Source organism: Streptomyces lichenis (assembly GCF_023218175.1).
In the GTDB taxonomy this organism is placed as follows: domain Bacteria; phylum Actinomycetota; class Actinomycetes; order Streptomycetales; family Streptomycetaceae; genus Streptomyces; species Streptomyces lichenis.
Window position 1 is genome coordinate 270,650 of the sequence record NZ_JALPTH010000007.1, and the last position, 15,654, is coordinate 286,303.

General features: G+C 75.0%; 14 protein-coding genes. 6 read left to right on the forward strand and 8 right to left on the reverse strand.

Annotated features, from left to right (window positions below; translation table 11 throughout):
• The first annotated feature begins 142 nt into the window (after positions 1-142).
• The 3 genes from M1O15_RS10375 to M1O15_RS10385 all read left to right on the forward strand — a co-directional run bounded on the left by M1O15_RS10375 (position 143) and on the right by M1O15_RS10385 (position 2,945).
• Positions 143-1,027, forward strand: coding sequence for an SIS domain-containing protein (locus M1O15_RS10375; RefSeq protein WP_248633073.1), 885 nt, complete (start codon positions 143-145; stop codon positions 1,025-1,027).
• A 42-nt stretch (positions 1,028-1,069) separates the two neighbouring features.
• Positions 1,070-1,957, forward strand: coding sequence for a class II fructose-bisphosphate aldolase (locus tag M1O15_RS10380; protein WP_248633075.1), 888 nt, complete (start codon positions 1,070-1,072; stop codon positions 1,955-1,957).
• Between the two features lie 202 nt (positions 1,958-2,159).
• On the forward strand, positions 2,160-2,945 hold the full coding sequence (locus tag M1O15_RS10385; RefSeq protein ID WP_248633077.1) for a DeoR/GlpR family DNA-binding transcription regulator: 786 nt from the start codon (positions 2,160-2,162) through the stop codon (positions 2,943-2,945).
• On the opposite strand, the gene M1O15_RS10390 is transcribed toward M1O15_RS10385, so the two are convergent.
• The 4 genes from M1O15_RS10390 to M1O15_RS10405 form a co-directional block, all read right to left on the reverse strand.
• The gene (locus M1O15_RS10390) at positions 2,932-3,924 is read right to left on the reverse strand and encodes an N-acetylglucosamine kinase (RefSeq protein WP_248633130.1); all 993 of its coding nucleotides are present in this window, start codon (positions 3,922-3,924) and stop codon (positions 2,932-2,934) included. The two genes, M1O15_RS10385 and M1O15_RS10390, sit on opposite strands and share 14 nt — an antisense overlap.
• Before the next feature lie 203 nt (positions 3,925-4,127).
• A complete protein-coding gene (locus M1O15_RS10395; protein WP_248633078.1) occupies positions 4,128-5,390 on the reverse strand; it encodes a 6-phospho-beta-glucosidase in 1,263 nt (420 codons plus the stop codon).
• 53 nt (positions 5,391-5,443) lie between these two features.
• Complete coding sequence (locus tag M1O15_RS10400; RefSeq protein ID WP_248633079.1) at positions 5,444-6,661, reverse strand: ROK family transcriptional regulator; 1,218 nt, start codon at positions 6,659-6,661, stop codon at positions 5,444-5,446.
• Between the two features lie 149 nt (positions 6,662-6,810).
• Positions 6,811-7,605, reverse strand: a complete 795-nt coding sequence (locus M1O15_RS10405) for a carbonic anhydrase (protein WP_248633080.1) — start codon at positions 7,603-7,605, stop codon at positions 6,811-6,813.
• Positions 7,606-7,729: 124 nt separating this feature from the next.
• Between M1O15_RS10405 and M1O15_RS10410 the strand changes: the two genes are divergently transcribed.
• A complete protein-coding gene (locus M1O15_RS10410; protein WP_248633081.1) occupies positions 7,730-7,879 on the forward strand; it encodes a hypothetical protein in 150 nt (49 codons plus the stop codon).
• A 12-nt stretch (positions 7,880-7,891) separates the two neighbouring features.
• Here the strand turns inward: M1O15_RS10410 and M1O15_RS10415 are convergent, their stop codons facing one another.
• Positions 7,892-9,274, reverse strand: coding sequence for a uracil-xanthine permease family protein (locus tag M1O15_RS10415; RefSeq protein WP_248633082.1), 1,383 nt, complete (start codon positions 9,272-9,274; stop codon positions 7,892-7,894).
• Complete coding sequence (locus M1O15_RS10420) at positions 9,271-10,392, reverse strand: aryl-sulfate sulfotransferase (protein WP_248633083.1); 1,122 nt, start codon at positions 10,390-10,392, stop codon at positions 9,271-9,273. The genes M1O15_RS10415 and M1O15_RS10420 overlap by 4 nt, the downstream gene beginning before the upstream one ends.
• Before the next feature lie 261 nt (positions 10,393-10,653).
• Here M1O15_RS10420 and M1O15_RS10425 point away from each other — a divergent pair, with 261 nt between their 5' ends.
• Positions 10,654-11,235 carry a helix-turn-helix domain-containing protein gene (locus M1O15_RS10425; protein ID WP_248633085.1) on the forward strand — a complete coding sequence of 194 codons (582 nt, stop codon included), beginning with the start codon at positions 10,654-10,656 and terminating at the stop codon, positions 11,233-11,235.
• A gap of 87 nt (positions 11,236-11,322) precedes the next feature.
• Here M1O15_RS10425 and M1O15_RS10430 read toward each other — a convergent pair whose 3' ends face one another.
• Complete coding sequence (locus M1O15_RS10430) at positions 11,323-12,768, reverse strand: glyceraldehyde-3-phosphate dehydrogenase (RefSeq protein ID WP_248633090.1); 1,446 nt, start codon at positions 12,766-12,768, stop codon at positions 11,323-11,325.
• 165 nt (positions 12,769-12,933) lie between these two features.
• A complete protein-coding gene (locus M1O15_RS10435) occupies positions 12,934-13,974 on the reverse strand; it encodes an ABC transporter substrate-binding protein (RefSeq protein ID WP_248633092.1) in 1,041 nt (346 codons plus the stop codon).
• 319 nt (positions 13,975-14,293) lie between these two features.
• On the opposite strand from M1O15_RS10435, the gene M1O15_RS10440 reads away from it, so the two are divergent.
• Positions 14,294-15,654, forward strand: a 1,361-nt coding sequence (locus M1O15_RS10440; RefSeq protein ID WP_248633094.1) for an RNA polymerase sigma factor, incomplete at its 3' end; no start/stop codon positions are given.

Sequence of the window (15,654 nt, forward strand, 5' to 3'; positions counted from 1 at the left end):
CGGAGAATCCGGAACGGCGGATGGGTAGATACCCGGGAGGGGCGGTCCGGGCCGGACTGTGGCCGCCGCCATGGTGAGCGATTACGCTTCGTCCAGCCCGCCATGGAGCATCGGGAAGCAATCGATCACAGAGGAGACAGGCGTGCCGCACATCGACGCCGAGATCGCCAGTCAGCCGCACTGCTGGAACGAGGCCGCCGCCCTCGCCGCCACCCGGCCCGCCGGCCTGCCCCGGCCGGGCGAGCGCGTCGCCGTAGCCGGCTGCGGCACCTCGCTCTACATGGCCCAGGCGTACGCCGCGCTGCGCGAGGGCGCGGGCCTCGGCGAGACCGACGCCTTCCCCGCCTCCGAGTTCCCCACCGGACGCCGCTACGACCGGGTCGTCGCCCTCACCCGCTCCGGCACCACCACCGAGGTGCTCACCCTGCTGGCCAGGCTCGGCGGCACCGTACCCACCCTCGCCCTCACCGCCGACCCGCACACCCCCGTCGCCACCGCCGCCGACCACCTCGTGGTGCTGGACTTCGCCGACGAACGCTCGGTGGTGCAGACCCGGTTCGCCACCACCGCGCTCACCTTCCTCCGCGCCACCCTGGGCCTGCACACCACCGGGATCGAGGCCGACGCCCGCCGGGCGCTGGCCGAGGACCTCGACCCCGCCCTGCTGAAGTGCGCCCAGTTCACCTTCCTCGGCCAGGGCTGGACCGTCGGCCTCGCCCATGAGGCCGCCCTGAAGATGCGGGAGGCCGCCCGCGCCTGGACCGAGTCCTACCCCGCCATGGAGTACCGCCACGGGCCGATCAGCATCGCCGCGCCCACCACCGCCACCTGGTCCCTCGGCCCCGCCCCGCAGGGGCTGGACGAGGACGTGGCCGCCACCGGCGCGCTCTGGATCGGCGGCGCCCTCGACCCGCTCGCCGAACTCGTCCGCGTCCAGCGCCTCGCCGCCGCCCTCGCCACCAGCCTGGGCCTCGACCCGGACGAGCCGCGCAACCTCACCCGCTCGGTCGTGCTCGCCGAGGACTGACCGCACCCGCCCCCCCGGCCCCAGGAGACCAAGGACCGCACCGTGCCGCTGACCACCACCCGCGCACTCGTCGACCGTGCCGCCGCCCGCGGCGAGGCCGTTGTCGCGTTCAACGTCATCACCCTCGAACACGTCGAGGCCGTACTCGACGGCGTACGGGGCACCGGCCGACCGGTGATCCTCCAGATCAGCGAGAACGCCGTCGCCTACCACGGCGGCCGCCCCGAGCCGCTCGCCGCGGCCGCCGCGCGCTGCGCCGAGCAGTCCGAGGTGGAGGCCGCCCTGCACCTCGACCATGTCACGGACGAGGGGCTGCTGCACCGGGCCGCGGACGCCGGGTTCTCCTCTGCGATGTTCGACGCGGCCCGGCTGCCGTACGCGGCCAATGTCCAGGCCACGCGCCGGGCCGCCGACTGGGCGCACCGCAACGGCCTGTGGCTGGAGGCGGAGCTGGGCGAGGTCGGTGGCAAGGACGGGCGGCCGCCGCTGGACGCGCACGCCCCGGGCGCCCGTACCGACCCGGCCGAGGCCGTCCGGTATGTGGCCGAGACCGGGGTGGACGCCCTGGCCGTCGCCGTCGGCAGCTCCCACGCCATGACCTCCCGGGACGCGGTGCTGGACCACGGCTTGCTGGCCGGGCTGCGTGCCGCGCTGGAGGTGCCGCTGGTGCTGCACGGTTCCTCCGGGGTGCCCGACGGCGAACTGGGCCGCGCCATCCGCGCGGGCATCGCCAAGGTCAACATCGGCACCGCGCTCAACGTGGCGCTCACCGCCGCCGTACGCGAGCACCTCGACCGGCACCCCGACGGGGTCGACCCCCGCCGCTACCTGGACGCCGGGCGCACCGCGATGGCGGCCGCCGCGGCCCGGCTGGCCCAGGCCGTGGCCCAGGCGACCCAGGTCCCCCCGGCGCCGGCCGCCACCGCCTGACCGCGACCGCCCGCGCGCGCCCGGGGACGTCCGCCCGCCGCGTGGACCGCCGGCCGGCGTGCGGCCGGCGTACGCGAAGATGGTGCGGGAGGGGGCCCATCGCGGGCCTTCCCGCGGCTCCGGCCGGCCGCCGGACCGTGGGGGGACACACCGGCACACGTCCGGCACGTCGGCGACAAGGGCACGGCAGGAAAGAGACGGCATGAAGGCGCACGAGAGGTGGACCCGGCTGCTGGAGGTGCTCGCCGAGGAAGGGCAGCTGTCCGTCACCGACGCCTCGGCCCGTCTCGACGCCTCCCCGGCCACGGTGCGCCGGGACATGGACGAGCTGGCCCGCCAGCAGCTGCTGACCCGTACCCGGGGCGGCGCGGTGGCCGGAGCCGTCTCCTACGACCTGCCACTGCGCTACAAGACCTCCCGCCGTGCCGACGAGAAGCAGCGGATCGCCCGGGCGGCGGCCGAGGCGATCCCGCCGGGCGCCATCGTCGGCCTCAACGGCGGCACCACCACCAGCGAGGTGGCCCGGGAACTGGCCGTACGCGCCGACCTGAGCGAGCACGGCCCCGGCGAGGCGCTGACCATCGTCACCAACGCCATCAACATCGCCAACGAGCTCGCCGTGCGGCCGCACATCAAGACAGTGGTCATCGGGGGAGTGGCCCGCTCCAACTCCTACGAACTCACTGGGCCGTTCGCCGACGCCGTCCTCCGGCACCTGGCCCTGGACTATGTGATCCTCGGGGTGAACGCCGTGCACCCCGACTTCGGGGCGGCCTGCCATGACGAGGGCGAGGCCATGGTGAACCGGGCCATCGCCGAACGCGCCGAGCACGTCGTGGTGGTGGCGGACTCCACCAAGCTCGGCCGCCGCGCCTTCGCCCAGGTCTGCCCCACCGCCGACATCTCCCGGATCGTCACCGACCGGGAGGTCCCCGAGGAACTGGTGACCCGGTTCACCGACCGGAACGTCGAGGTCACCCAGGTCTGACACCCGCGGTCGCCGCCCGGTAGGCGGTACGCAGCCGGGCCCGGGCCGCCTCCGGGGCGCCCACCCCGTCCAGGGCGAGCAGCGCCGCGCCCAGCACCGGGGGCGCCGTCACCAGCCGGGGCACCGCCCTCGGGGCGCGGGCGGCGAGCAGAGCGGCCACCCGCTCGTCCAGCGCGGTGTGCCCGGCCGCCAGCACACTGCCGCCCAGCACCACCGGGACCTCCTCGGCCAGCAGGCCCAGCCGCTCCAGGGCGACCAGCGCCATCGCCGCCACCTCCCCGGCCAGCCGTTCCACCAGGGCGGCCGCCACCGCGTCCCCGGCGGCCGCGACCGCGAACAGCACCGGGGCCAGCTCATGCCGCCAGCCGGAGCGCACCCGCCGCAGATGGACGTCCTCGATCAGCCCGTACATCGAGTCCAGACCGAAGTGCGCGGGCAGCGCCCGGGCCAGCTCCGTGGGCTCCCCGCGGCCGTCCTCGGCCCGCGCCGCCCACCACATCGCCTCCTCGGCCAGTCCCACTCCGCCGCCCCAGTCACCGGAGATGCGGCCGATCGCGGGGAAGCGGGCGGTACGGCCGTCCGGCAGCATCCCGACGCAGTTGATGCCCGCCCCGCACACCACCGCCACCCCCCGCGGCTCCTCGGCGCCGGCCCGCAGCAGCGCGAAGGTGTCATTGCGCACCACCGCCGTACGCCCCCAGCCGCGCTCCGCGATCGCCGCGCCGAGCGCCTCCTCCTCGGCCGGGAAGTCGGCGTTGGCCAGACACGCCGACACCAGCTCCACCCGGCCCGACCCCATCCCCGCGGCCCGGGCCCGCTCCAGCGCCTCCGCGACCGGCGCCGCCAGCACGTCCAGCGCCGCCCCGACCCCCACCACCGGCGGCTGGAACCCGCCGCCCCGGGCCCGCCCGAGCACCGTGCCGTCCACGCCCACCACGGCCACATCCGACTTGCTGTTGCCCGCGTCGACCGCCAGCACCACGGCCCCGCCGCCCGGCCCCGTGCCGGACGACCCCGTTTCCCTGGCCCCGTTGCCTGTTTCCCCGGCCTCGTTGCCCGGCCCGCCTGGTTTCCCGGCCTCGTTGCCCGTTTCCCTCCCCTCGTTTCCCGGCCCCGCGACCGCCCCGTCCGTTTCCCCCGTCCCGTTGCCCGTTTCCCGGGCCCCGTTTCCCGGCCCCGCGCTCACGCCCATGCCAGATGCTCCCGGTTGTGCGCCAGCAGCCGGTCGGTGAGCCCGTCGGCGAGCGCGTACTGCCCGACCAGCGGATGCGCCAGCAGCGCACGGAACACCCGCTCCCGGCCGCCGTGCAGCGCCGCCTCCAGGGCCAGGTCCTCATACGCCGTCACCTGGGCGACGAGCCCGGCGTACAGCGGGTCGAGGACCGGCGCGGGCAGCGGGGCGGCGCCGGCCGCGTCCACCCGGGCCTGCACCTCCACCACCGCGTCGTCCGGGAGGAACGGCAGGGTGCCTTCGTTGTACGTGTTCACCACCTGCGTCCCGGGGTGCGGCCCGAGCAGCGCGGCGGCCAGGTCCACGGCCGCCTCGGAGTAGAAGGCCCCGCCGCGCCGGGCCAGCAGCTCCGGCTTCTCGTCCAGCGCGGGATCGCCGTACAGCTCCAGCAGCCGCCGCTCCATCTCGGCCACCTCCGCGGCCCGGGACGGCTTGGTGGCCAGCTCGCGGACGACCTCGTCATGCGCGTAGAAGTAGCGCAGGTAGTAGGAGGGCACGGTGCCCAGCCGGTCCAGCAGCGAGCGCGGCATCCGCAGATCCGCCGCGACGGCCTCGCCGTGCTCGGCGAGCAGCCGGGGCAGCACGTCCTCGCCGTCCGGGCCGCCGAGCCGCACCCCCAGCTCCCAGCTGAGATGGTTGAGCCCCACATGGTCCAGATGGACCCGCTCGGGCGAGGTGCCCAGCAGCGCGGCGAACTTCCGCTGGAAGCCGATCGCCACATTGCACAGCCCGACCGCCCGGTGACCGGCCTTCAGCAGGGCCCGGGTGACGATGCCGACCGGGTTGGTGAAGTCGATGATCCAGGCGTCCGGGCTGGTCCTCCTGACCCGTTCGGCGATGTCCAGCACCACCGGCACGGTGCGCAGCGCCTTGGCCAGTCCGCCGGCCCCGGTGGTCTCCTGCCCCACACAGCCGCACTCCAGCGGCCAGGTCTCGTCCTGCTGCCTGGCCGCCTGCCCGCCCACCCGCAGTTGCAGCAGCACCGCGTCCGCGCCCTCGACGCCCGCGTCCAGGTCGGAGGTGGTGACCACCCGGCCCGGATGGCCCTGCCGGGCGAAGATCCGCCGGGCCAGCCCGCCGACCAGCTCCAGCCGCTCGGCCGCCGGATCGACCAGCACCAGCTCGCTGACCGTCAGGGTGTCACGCAACCGCGCGAAACCGTCGACCAGTTCGGGCGTGTAGGTCGAACCGCCCCCCACTACCGCCAGTTTCATCAGCTCAGCCCTTCCCAGGAGTGCACGAACAGAGGGACGAACGCGCGCGGTACCTACCGCGAGGTGTCGAAGACCTCGTCACGGGTGGCGGCCAGCGCGCACTCCAGTGCCCCGCGCAGCACCGGATCGTCTGTGACGGAGCCCATGACCAGCCGGGGCCGCGCGGCCGCGAGTTCGGCCAGCTCGGCGGCCACTCGTGCGCGCAGCGGCTCGCCGCCCGCGGTGACCGCCCCGCCCGCGAGGACCACCAGCGCCGGGTCGAGGATGGCGACCAGCGAGGCGAGACCGGTGGCCAGCCGGGTGGCGTACACCCCCCGCAGCTCGCGGTACGGGCCGCTGTCCGCCTCGGCCGACCGGGCCAGCAGCGCCGCGGCCACCTCCGGATACGGGCCCTCGGGCACCTCCCGCACTCCCAGCTGCCGGGCCAGCGCGGGCAGCGTCTGCGCGCCGGCCAGCCGCTGGAAGCCACCGCCGTTCTCCTGCGCCACCCCCCGTACCAGCTCCGTCCCCGGCACCGGCAGGAAGCCGACCTCCCCGGCGCCGCCGGTGAAACCGCGGTGCAGCCGCCCGCCCAGCACCAGCGCGGCGCCCAGCCCCTCGGCGCTCCACAGCAGCACGAAGTCCCCTTGGCCGCGCGCGATCCCGGCCCGCTGCTCGGCGACCGCCACCAGGTTGACGTCGTTGTCGTACTCCACCGGCATCGGCAGCGCCTCCGCCACCTCCCGGAGCAGGGTGGGGGAGTGCCAGCCGGGGAGGTGGGAGGCGTAGCGCAGCCGCCCGGTGGACGGGTCGAACGCCCCGGGGGTGCCGATCACCAGCCGGCGGACGTCCGCCCGGCCGAGCCCGGCCGCCGCCACCGCCTCGTCCAGGGCCCGGGTCACCCGCGCGACGGCCCCCTCCGCCGCTCCCTCGGAAGTGGCGGGCAGCTCGTACGCGCCGACCACCGCCCCGGTCACATCGGCCACCGCGGCGCGGACACGGGACGCGGTGACATCGAGCCCGGCGGCGTACCCGGCGCCGGGCTCCAGCGCGTACAACCGGGCGCCGGGCCCGGGCCGCCCGGTGCTGGTGCCGGTGGCGCGGACCAGCCCCGCCTCCTCCAGCCGGGCGAGCACCTGGGAGGCGGTCGGCTTGGAGAGCCCGGTGAGCGCCCCGATTCGGGTACGGGACAGGGGTCCGTGCTCCAGCAGCAGGTCGAGCGCGGCCCGGTCGTTCATCGCCCGCAGCACCCGCGGCGTACCGGGGACCCCGCCACCCACGCCCTGGACCATGCCCCCCGCCTCCCGCCGCCGCTCAATGGTCAGGAAAGTTTCCTGTCATCATCGGACGGGGAGAAGCTACGGGCGCCGCGCGGAGCACGTCAAGGGCCCGGTCCCGGTGGGGGACGGGGCCCTGAGCGGCGCGGGGGAGGGGCGGCGGATCAGTCCAGGCGGTGGACGAGCTGGGTGCCCAGCTCATAGCGGGCACCGGTGACGGCGAGCCTCCCCTCGCGGATCCTGGCGGCGAGGTCGGGCTCGGCGGCCAGCCTGGCGCGGACCCGCCGGACGTTGGCGGTGATGGCGGCGTCCACCCGCTGCTCCACCGGGAGCGCGTGGTCGATCGCGGGGCGGAGCTGGTCGGCCAGGTACTGGATGTGCGCGGGCAGCCGCTCCCCGGTCTCATCCGCCTCGACGGCCGCGGCGACGGCGCCGCAGGAGGCATGCCCGAGGACCACGATCAGCGGGATGCCGAGCTCCAGGGCGCCGTACGCGATGCTGCCGAGCACCGCCTCGTCCAGCACCTCGCCCGCCGAACGCACGGTGAGCAGATCGCCGAGGCCCTGGTCGAACACCAGCTCAGGTGGCACCCGCGAGTCGACGCAGCCCAGCACGATGGCGAACGGATGCTGCCCGGCGACCAGTTCCCTCCGCAGCGCGCGGGCCTCATGCGGATGGTGCTGCCGAAGGGCCCGCCACCGCCGGTTTCCGGCCGTCAGCTCGGCGAGCGCCTGCCGTGGGGTGGTGGGCCGCGGCTTCCCGGACGGCTCCCCGGGGGACGGCGAGGGCCGAGGTGCTTCGCCCGGCGGCGCCTCGGGTGCGGCGGAGGCGGTGGAGCGGCCCAGCGCCAGGGCGCCGCCCGCCGTGGCGCCCGCGGCCAGCGCGGACCTGAGCAGGGCGCGGCGCGAGCCGCCGGACCCGGTCGCGGCACCGCTGTCGTGTTCCCTTGTCCCGGTCACGGAGAGGAAGTTAGCGCCGTGGACGGCCAACAGGCGTCCTCTTGCCCGTTCTTGGGCCGGACTTGGGGCCCTCTTGGCCGCCGGGACCGTCGCGCGGGCCGGGCCGGGGTCGGATCAGGAGCTGGTGCTCGACGACCGGCAGTGGGCCGCCAAGCGGGCCGCCGTGCTCTGCCACGGCTCCCAGCTCGCCCCGCTGGCCGCGGACCACGGCAGCCTGCCGGCCCGCGGCGGACCGCTGAGGGCGGAACGGGTGTGGCGCCTCGCCGCCCGCTGAACCGCCGGGCGCTCAGGGCCGTTCGCCCTCCCGGGCGCGGGTGAGGAGCCGGTACAGCCCGTGCAGCACCACCGCGGTGAGCGCGCCCGCCACCACCCCGCTGCCCAGCACACTCCGCACCCAGCCGGGGAAACCGTCGTACAGCCCGGGGGAGACCACCGGCAGCAGCCCCGCCGCGAGCGCCACGGCCGCCACCATCGCGTTGCCCCGGTCGTCCAGGTCGACCCGGCGCAGCATGCCCACCCCCAGCACGGCGATCACCGCGTACACCACCAGGGCGCTGCCGCCCACCACGGCCGGCGGGATGCCCGCGAGCCACCGCGACACCGGGGCGAGCAGCCCGCAGCCCAGCAGCAGCACCCCGGCGCCCGCCGTGACGAACCGGCTGCGCACCCCGGTGAGCCGGCTGATGCCGATGTTCTCCGAGCTGGTCACCAGCGGCGCGCTGCCGAACACCCCGGCCAGCAGCGAGGCCACCGCGTCCGCCCGGGCCACCCGGGGCACGTCCCGCCCCGGGTCGGGGGTGCGGCCCACCGTCTCGCTGTTCAGCACGGTCTGGCCGGTCGCCTCCGCCAGCGAGGTGAGGCTGAAGATCAGCAGCGGCAGCGCGGCCAGCAGGTCGAAGTGCGGTGCGCCGTACGGCAGGAGCCGCGGCAGCGCCGCGTCGGTGGCCCCCGGCGGGGCGAACGCGCCGAGCCCGGTGGCGACCGCGACCAGGGTGCCCGCGGCCATCCCCAGCAGGATCGAGGTCTGCCGCCACACCCCGCGCAGCAGCAGATACGCGGCGAGGGTGCAGCCCACCGTGACGGCGGCGAGCGCCAGCGCGGACGGCGCGGCGGGGCGGCCGGGCGCCCCGGTGACCAGCCCGGCGGCCACCCGCACCATGGAGACGCCGATCAGCAGCACGGTCACCCCCATCACCAGCGGCGGGAAGAGCCGCACCGCCCGCGCGTACAGCGGCAGTACGGCCAGCAGGAGCAGCGCCGCCAGGATCACCGCGCCGCTCGCCGTGGCCGGGCCGTGCTCGGCGGCCACCTGGAGGAAGAGGGCGGTGGCCGCGCCGCCCGGCAGCATCACGAAGGGCAGCCGGGCCCCGATCCGCCAGGGTCCCAGCGACTGGAGCAGGGTCCCGGCGCCGCAGAGCAGCAGGGTGACGCTGAGCAGCGAGGCGGTCTGACCGGGGGTCAGCCGCAGCGCGTCGGCGGTGAGGAAGGCGGTGGACACCGGGGCGGCGACCATCGCCAGCACATGCTGCCCGGCCAGCGGCACCAGCCGCGCCACCGGCAGCCGCTCGTCCACCGGATCCGGCGCCGCCGGCTCGGCCGCGGTGGCGGGCGCCTCCCTCCCCGGCGTCTTCCCCGCGGGGGTCTTCCCGGCGGGAGCGGCCCCGGTCACCGCTCGCCGCCGGCGGTCAGCCAGGGCAGTTCCTCGACCCCGTAGCGGTAGGCGCGGAACACCGCGTTCGGCTCGGCCGGGAAGAGCGAGCGGACCTCCGACTCGCGGTAGGCCCCGAACTGCGGGACCACGAACTCCCAGCACAGATAGCCCTCGGCGGTCACCTCGAACAGCCGGCCCGACGGCGAGTCGGTGACCAGGGTGTTGCCGTTGGGCAGCCGCTGGGCGCTGCCCATGAAGGGGGCGAAGAAGGACTCGCGCGCCGGGTCGTGGTACTCCCACACCACCCGCCCGCCGGGCCGCTCGATCTCCACCACCCGCGAGTAGGGCACATCGCAGCCGGGCCGGAAGACGCCGTTGTCGAAGACCAGCAGCCGGCCGCCGGGCAGTTCGGTCGGGGCGTGCTGCTGGGACACGGTGCCGGGCTCGGTGCGCCAGACCACCTCGCCGCTCGCCCGGTCGATCACCACGACCGCGGACACACTGCGCAGGCTGGCCAGGATGTTCCCGTCGGCGAGCGGGGTGACGCTGTTGACCAGCGGCCAGTGCTCGCGCGCGTAGTCCGGGTGCAGCGGGTAGGCGTCCCGGTCCAGGTGGTCGGCGGCCCGCCAGGACCAGGTGGTGCGGCCCTCCGCGTCCACCTCGGTGATGGTGTCCGCCCACACCGTGCCGTCCGCCGCCTCCGAGCCGGCCACCCCGCCCCGTACGGCGTCCGCGTCCGCACCGCGCAGCGGCTCCAGCGCGGTGTAGAGGATGCGGCCGTCGTCCAGGTGGTGGGCGTCATGATGCTGGAGCGGGTCGCGGTGCTCCCGCAGCACGGTGCCGTCCGGGGCGGCCTGGAGCATCACCCCGCCCCGGTACTTGTGCCACATCGGGAAGAGCGCGGGCTGGTCCGGCAGCACACCGTTGTACGCCAGCCGGCCGTCGGCCAGCAGCCGGGCGTGCCGGCCCGGGCGGTACGGGAAGCGCCACTGGTGCGCCACCGCGCCGTACAGGTCGATCAGATACACCTCCCCGCCGCCGGTGAGCGGGGCGTAGAGGGTGTAGCCGTCGAACGCCGCCGCGGGGTCCAGCGCGATGAGCCCGGTGCCGCGGCGCCGCCGGCTGTTCTGGTCCACCGGGGTGGCGGTCCGCGACGCAGGCGGGGGTGCTGAAGCCACCGGATGCACCGGCGTCGCCGGAGTCGTCGAAGTCATCGAAGTCATCGAAGTCCCTTACCTCTGTCAAAGTTTCTTTGATGGAGTGGAGCGGGAACGACGCTAGCGGCGCTGTGTTGCGGGCGTATGGCGGCCGTATGACACCGTTCGGCCGCAGGTCCGGGCGGGTTAGGGTGCGGGAACGGGCCCTCGGGCGGGTCGAGCGGCGGGAGGCGGCGGCGTATGGGTGCGGCGGAGGACGGGCCGGCGGGACCGCGGGTGGGGGCCGGTGTGCGCCGGCGGCGCCGCGCGCTGGATCTGACCCTGGCCGAGGTGGCGGAGCGCTCCGGGCTGTCGGTGCCCTTCCTCAGCCAGATAGAGAACGACCGGGCCCGGCCGAGCATGCGCTCGCTCCAGCGGGTCGCCGACGCGCTGTCCACCACGGCGGTGCAGCTGCTCGCCGCCGCCGAGACCCCGCGCCGGATGGACGTGGTCCGGGCGGCCGACGACACCGGGCTGGCCGCGGACGGCGGCGGCCGGGCGCGTCCGCTGGTCCGCGGCCACCACCAGCTGCACGCTCTGGAGTTCACCGGCGAGCACGACGGGGAGCGGGAGTTCCGGCACCGCAACGACGAGCTGATGTACGTCGCCGACGGAGCCGCCGAGGTGGAGGCCGACGGGCGGACCGTCCGGCTCGGCCCCGGTGACACCCTCTACCTCACCGGCGGCATCAGCCACCGCTGGCGGGCCGTGGCCCCCGGCACCCGGGTGCTGCTGGTGGCGGTGGCCGAGCACGTCGAGGCCGTCGCCGACCCCCGGCTCTGAGCCCTCCTCCCCGTACACGCGAGAACGCGGGCGGGCCGTGGGGGCCCGCCCGCGCTCACGGGGCGATCGCGTCCGGGGACGCGGCGGTCAGACCGCCGGCGCCGGGTAGGTCGGGTACTCCACGCCGGAGACGTGCTGGACGATCCGGACCACCTGGCAGGAGTAGCCGTACTCGTTGTCGTACCAGAGGTAGAGGATGGCGTTGTCGCCGTCCACCTTGGTGGCGCCCGCGTCCACGATGGAGGCGTTGCGCGAGCCGATGAAGTCGCTCGACACCGCGTCGGGGGCGGTGGTGAAGTCGATCTGGCGCTTCAGCGGCGAGGTCAGCGACACCTCGCGGAGGTAGTCGAGCACCTCCTCGCGGGTGGTCTCCCGGCCCAGCCGCAGGCTGAGGATCGCGATCGAGACGTCCGGCACGGGCACCCGGATCGAGCTGCCGGTGATCGGGGCCTTCAGCTCCGGCAGCGCCTTGGCGACGGCGGAGGCGGCACCGGTCTCGGTGATCACCATGTTGAGCGGCGCGGAGCGGCCCCGGCGGTCGGCCTTGTGGTAGTTGTCCAGCAGGTTCTGGTCGTTGGTGAACGAGTGGACGGTCTCCACGTGGCCGCGCAGCACCCCGTACTCGTCGTTCATCGCCTTCAGCGGCGGGACGATCGCGTTGGTGGTGCAGGAGGCGCAGGACAGGATCTGCTCGTCCGGCTTGATGGTGTCGTGGTTGACGCCGTGCACGATGTTGGGCACGTCGCCCTTGCCCGGAGCGGTCAGGACGACCTTGTCGACACCGGGGCGCAGGTGCTGGGAGAGGCCCTCCCGGTCCCGCCAGCGGCCCGTGTTGTCGATGAGGATGGCGTCCTTGATGCCGTACGCGGTGTAGTCGACCTCGGAGGGGTCGCTCGCGTAGACCACCTTGATCTCGTTGCCGTTGGCGACGATCGTGCTGTTCGCCTCGTCCACGGTGATGGTGCCCTGGAACTGGCCGTGGATGGAGTCGCGGCGCAGCAGCGAGGCGCGCTTGACGATGTCCGCCTCGCCGCCCCGGCGCACCACGATGGCGCGCAGCCGCAGCCCGTTGCCGGAGCCGGACTTCTCGATGAGCAGCCGGGCGACCAGGCGGCCGATCCGGCCGAAGCCGTAGAGGACCACATCGCGCGGCGCGCGGCGCTCGATCTTCTCGGGACCGGTGGCCCCGGCCACCGCCTCGGCGGTGAACTCCGCCACGCTCAGGCCCCGGTCGTCGGCCCGGTAGGTGGCGGCGAGCATGCCGATGTCGATCTGCGAGGGACCGAGGTCGAGGGTGGTGAGCGCCTGGAGGAAGGGGAGCGTCTCGGTGACCGACAGCTCCTCGCCGGCGATCTGCCGGGCGAAGCGGTGGGTCTTCAGGATGCTGATCACCGATTTGTTCACCAGGGAGCGGCTGTGGAGGAGGACGGTCACGTCCCGCTCGCGGTGCAGCTTCCCGATGACCGGGATCATCGACTCCGCGATCTCCTCGCGGTTCTTCCAGTTGGTGAACGAGTCGTCATTGACAGTCACAGGAGAGCATCTTTCGAGCTAGGCAGTGCTCATATGTTAATCCCTCTGTCATTCCGATCGATCAGGGGGTCCTCTCCGGCCGCCGGGCGGCGGGAGAGGACCCCCTGACGGTCGTCCGCCGACCGGCGACGACCTGCGCACACGCACCTTGTGAGGTGAGGGCGGTCAGGCCAGCCTGCGCGCCCCCTCGACGGCGGCGGCCAGCTTCTCCAGCACCGGCGCCCAGCCCGCGTAGCTGAAACGCTCCTCCATGGACCACGGCGTGGTCTGGCCGGCCTTGACCGCGGGCAGCCGCTGCCAGGTCGGCCGCTTGGCCAGCTCCTCCTCCGGCATCGACGCCGAGCGGTTGTCCACCATGATCAGGTCGGCGTGGTACTTGTCGGCGTTCTCCCAGGACAGGAACTCCCAGAAGCCCCACTCGTCGGACTTCCTCCCCTCCACGAACTCCACGCCCAGGTCCTTGACGTAGTTGAGGTCGCTGTACGAGTCGGGCACCGCGACATAGAACTGCTCGGCGTCGCCGGTCACCGCCATCACCTTCAGCCCCTTGTTGCCGCGGGCCGCGGTCCGCAGGGTGTCGGCCGCCGTCTCGAACCGCGCCTTGGCGTCCCTGACCGGCCGGGAGTCCAGGTCGCCGCCGAGCGAGGCGGCCAGTTCGGCGGTGCGGCGCAGCGGGTTCAGCAGCGAGGTGCGCGCGATGTCGATGCCGACGGTGGGCGCCAGCGCCTCGATCTTCTTCTTGCTGCCGTCCGGTACGAACCACAGCCCCGGCTTCGGGAACATGTTGCTGATCAGCAGCTCCGGCTTGAGGGCCGCGTACTTCTCCAGGCTGAACTCGCCCCAGGCCTGGCCCACGCTGGTCAGCTTGGCCACGTCCAGGCCGCCCGCCTGCGGGTTGGGCTCGCCCTTCACCGGCGCGCTGGGCCCGAAGACCCCCTTCACCTCGACGCCGTAGTCGTGCAGCGCCGCGGCGGTGGAGACATAGGCGACGATGTTCGTCGGCCGCCGCGGCGCCTTGGCGGTCACGCCCCGGTCGTCCTGGAACGACCAGGCGCCGCCCTCCGCCCCCCGGCCGTCGGACTCCTCCTCCGCGCCGCCGCCGCAGGCCGCCAGCAGCGGAGCGAGCGCGAGCGCGCCACCGCCCGCCAGCAGACGGCGGCGCGAGGGGCCGGCGGTGGTGGGGGAGGCGGGGCTGATGGCAGTCATGGCGGCGCTTCTCTCCGGCGGTACGGACCGCGCGGATCACTCCGGCGGCAGGGGACACGGAGGACCGGAGCACTCCGGCCCTCCTGGTCAGGGGAGGCTAACCTGAGTGCCCTTTCCGTCCGCGTCCAGGGCGCCGGGACGCCGCGGCGGGCTCTCCGTATCTGCCAGCTGCGTCCGGACCCCGATGGCCCGGCCCGCCGCACCTCCGGTGACAATTTCCGCGCGCCGGAGACGTTTTCTGTTATTCCCGCGCCCGCTTCCGTATCTCCCTTACGGCAGGACGGAACATCCAGGACCGGGAACCCCCCCCCGGGGAGAAGTGAGTGGTCGCATCGTGGACAACGAACGCAAGCCCGCGGAAGCAGCCGTCGTCAGTGCGGCGCAGGCCGGCGAGGAGTGGGCGCAGGACCGGCTTGTCGCCGACCACCTCCCGCTGGTCTACAACATCGTCGGACGCGCCCTGAACGGCCACGCCGACGTGGACGACGTGGTGCAGGAGGCCATGATCCGCGCCCTGACCGGGCTCGGCTCGCTGCGCGACCCCGCGAGCTTCCGCTCCTGGCTGGTGGCGATCACCATGAACCAGATACGCGGCCACCTCCAGGCGGCGGCCCGGCCCGGCCGCGCGGCCGGTGAGCCCTGGGACGCCGCCCACGACGTGGCCGACCCCGGCGCCGACTTCGTGGACCTGACCATCGTCCGGCTCGGCCTCGCCGGGCAGCGCCGGGAGGTCGCCGAGGCGACCCGCTGGCTCGACCCGGACGACCGCACCCTGCTGTCGCTGTGGTGGCTGGAGGCGGCCGGCGAGCTGACCCGGGCCGAGGTCGCGGACGCCATGGAGCTGACCACCCAGCACACCGCCGTACGGGTCCAGCGGATGAAGGCCCAGCTGGAGACCGCCCGGCTGGTGGTCCGGGCGCTCGCCGCGATGCCCCGCTGCGTGCTGCTGGACGACGAGCTCGGCGCCTGGGACGGCGCCCCGTCCGCGCTGTGGCGCAAGCGGCTGGCTCGGCACGCCCGGGACTGCACCGTCTGCTCCGGCTACCAGTCCGGGCTGGTCCCCGCCGAGGGCCTGCTGGTCGGGCTCGGCCTGCTGCCGGTCGCCGCCGGACTGCTCACCGCCCTCGGGAACGGCGGCGGCTCCCTCGCCCCGGCGGCCCACGCCACCCCCACCCCATACCCCGGACCCGGTGCCGAGACCCTTTACGGCGGCCCCGGCACCGAGCCGATACCCCTGGCCGCTGACGCCGGCACGGTGTCGATATCCGGCGGCCGACGGGACCGCCGCCGCGACGCCGGTACGCGCCGCCGCCGGACCGCGGCGACCGCCGGCGCGGTGGCCCTGCTGGTGGGCGGCGGCGGGGTCACCGGCTTCATGCTGCTCTCCCCGGACGGGGGCGCCGACGAGGTGCGCACCCAGTCCGCCGCACCCGCCGCCGCCCTGCCGTCCCACTCGGCCTCCCCGTCGGCCAGCGCCTCCCCGAGCCCGTCCGCCTCGCCCTCCAAGCCGGCCAAGCCGGCCAAGCCCACGAAGTCCGCCCAGCCCTCCAAGCCGCCGAAGCCCTCGAAGAAGCCCCGCCCGTCCGCCTCCGCCACCACCAAGGCGCCCCCGGCCCCCGCGCCGACCCGCTCCACCCCCCCGCCCACCCCCCCCCCGCCCCGGCCCCCCGAACCGCCCCC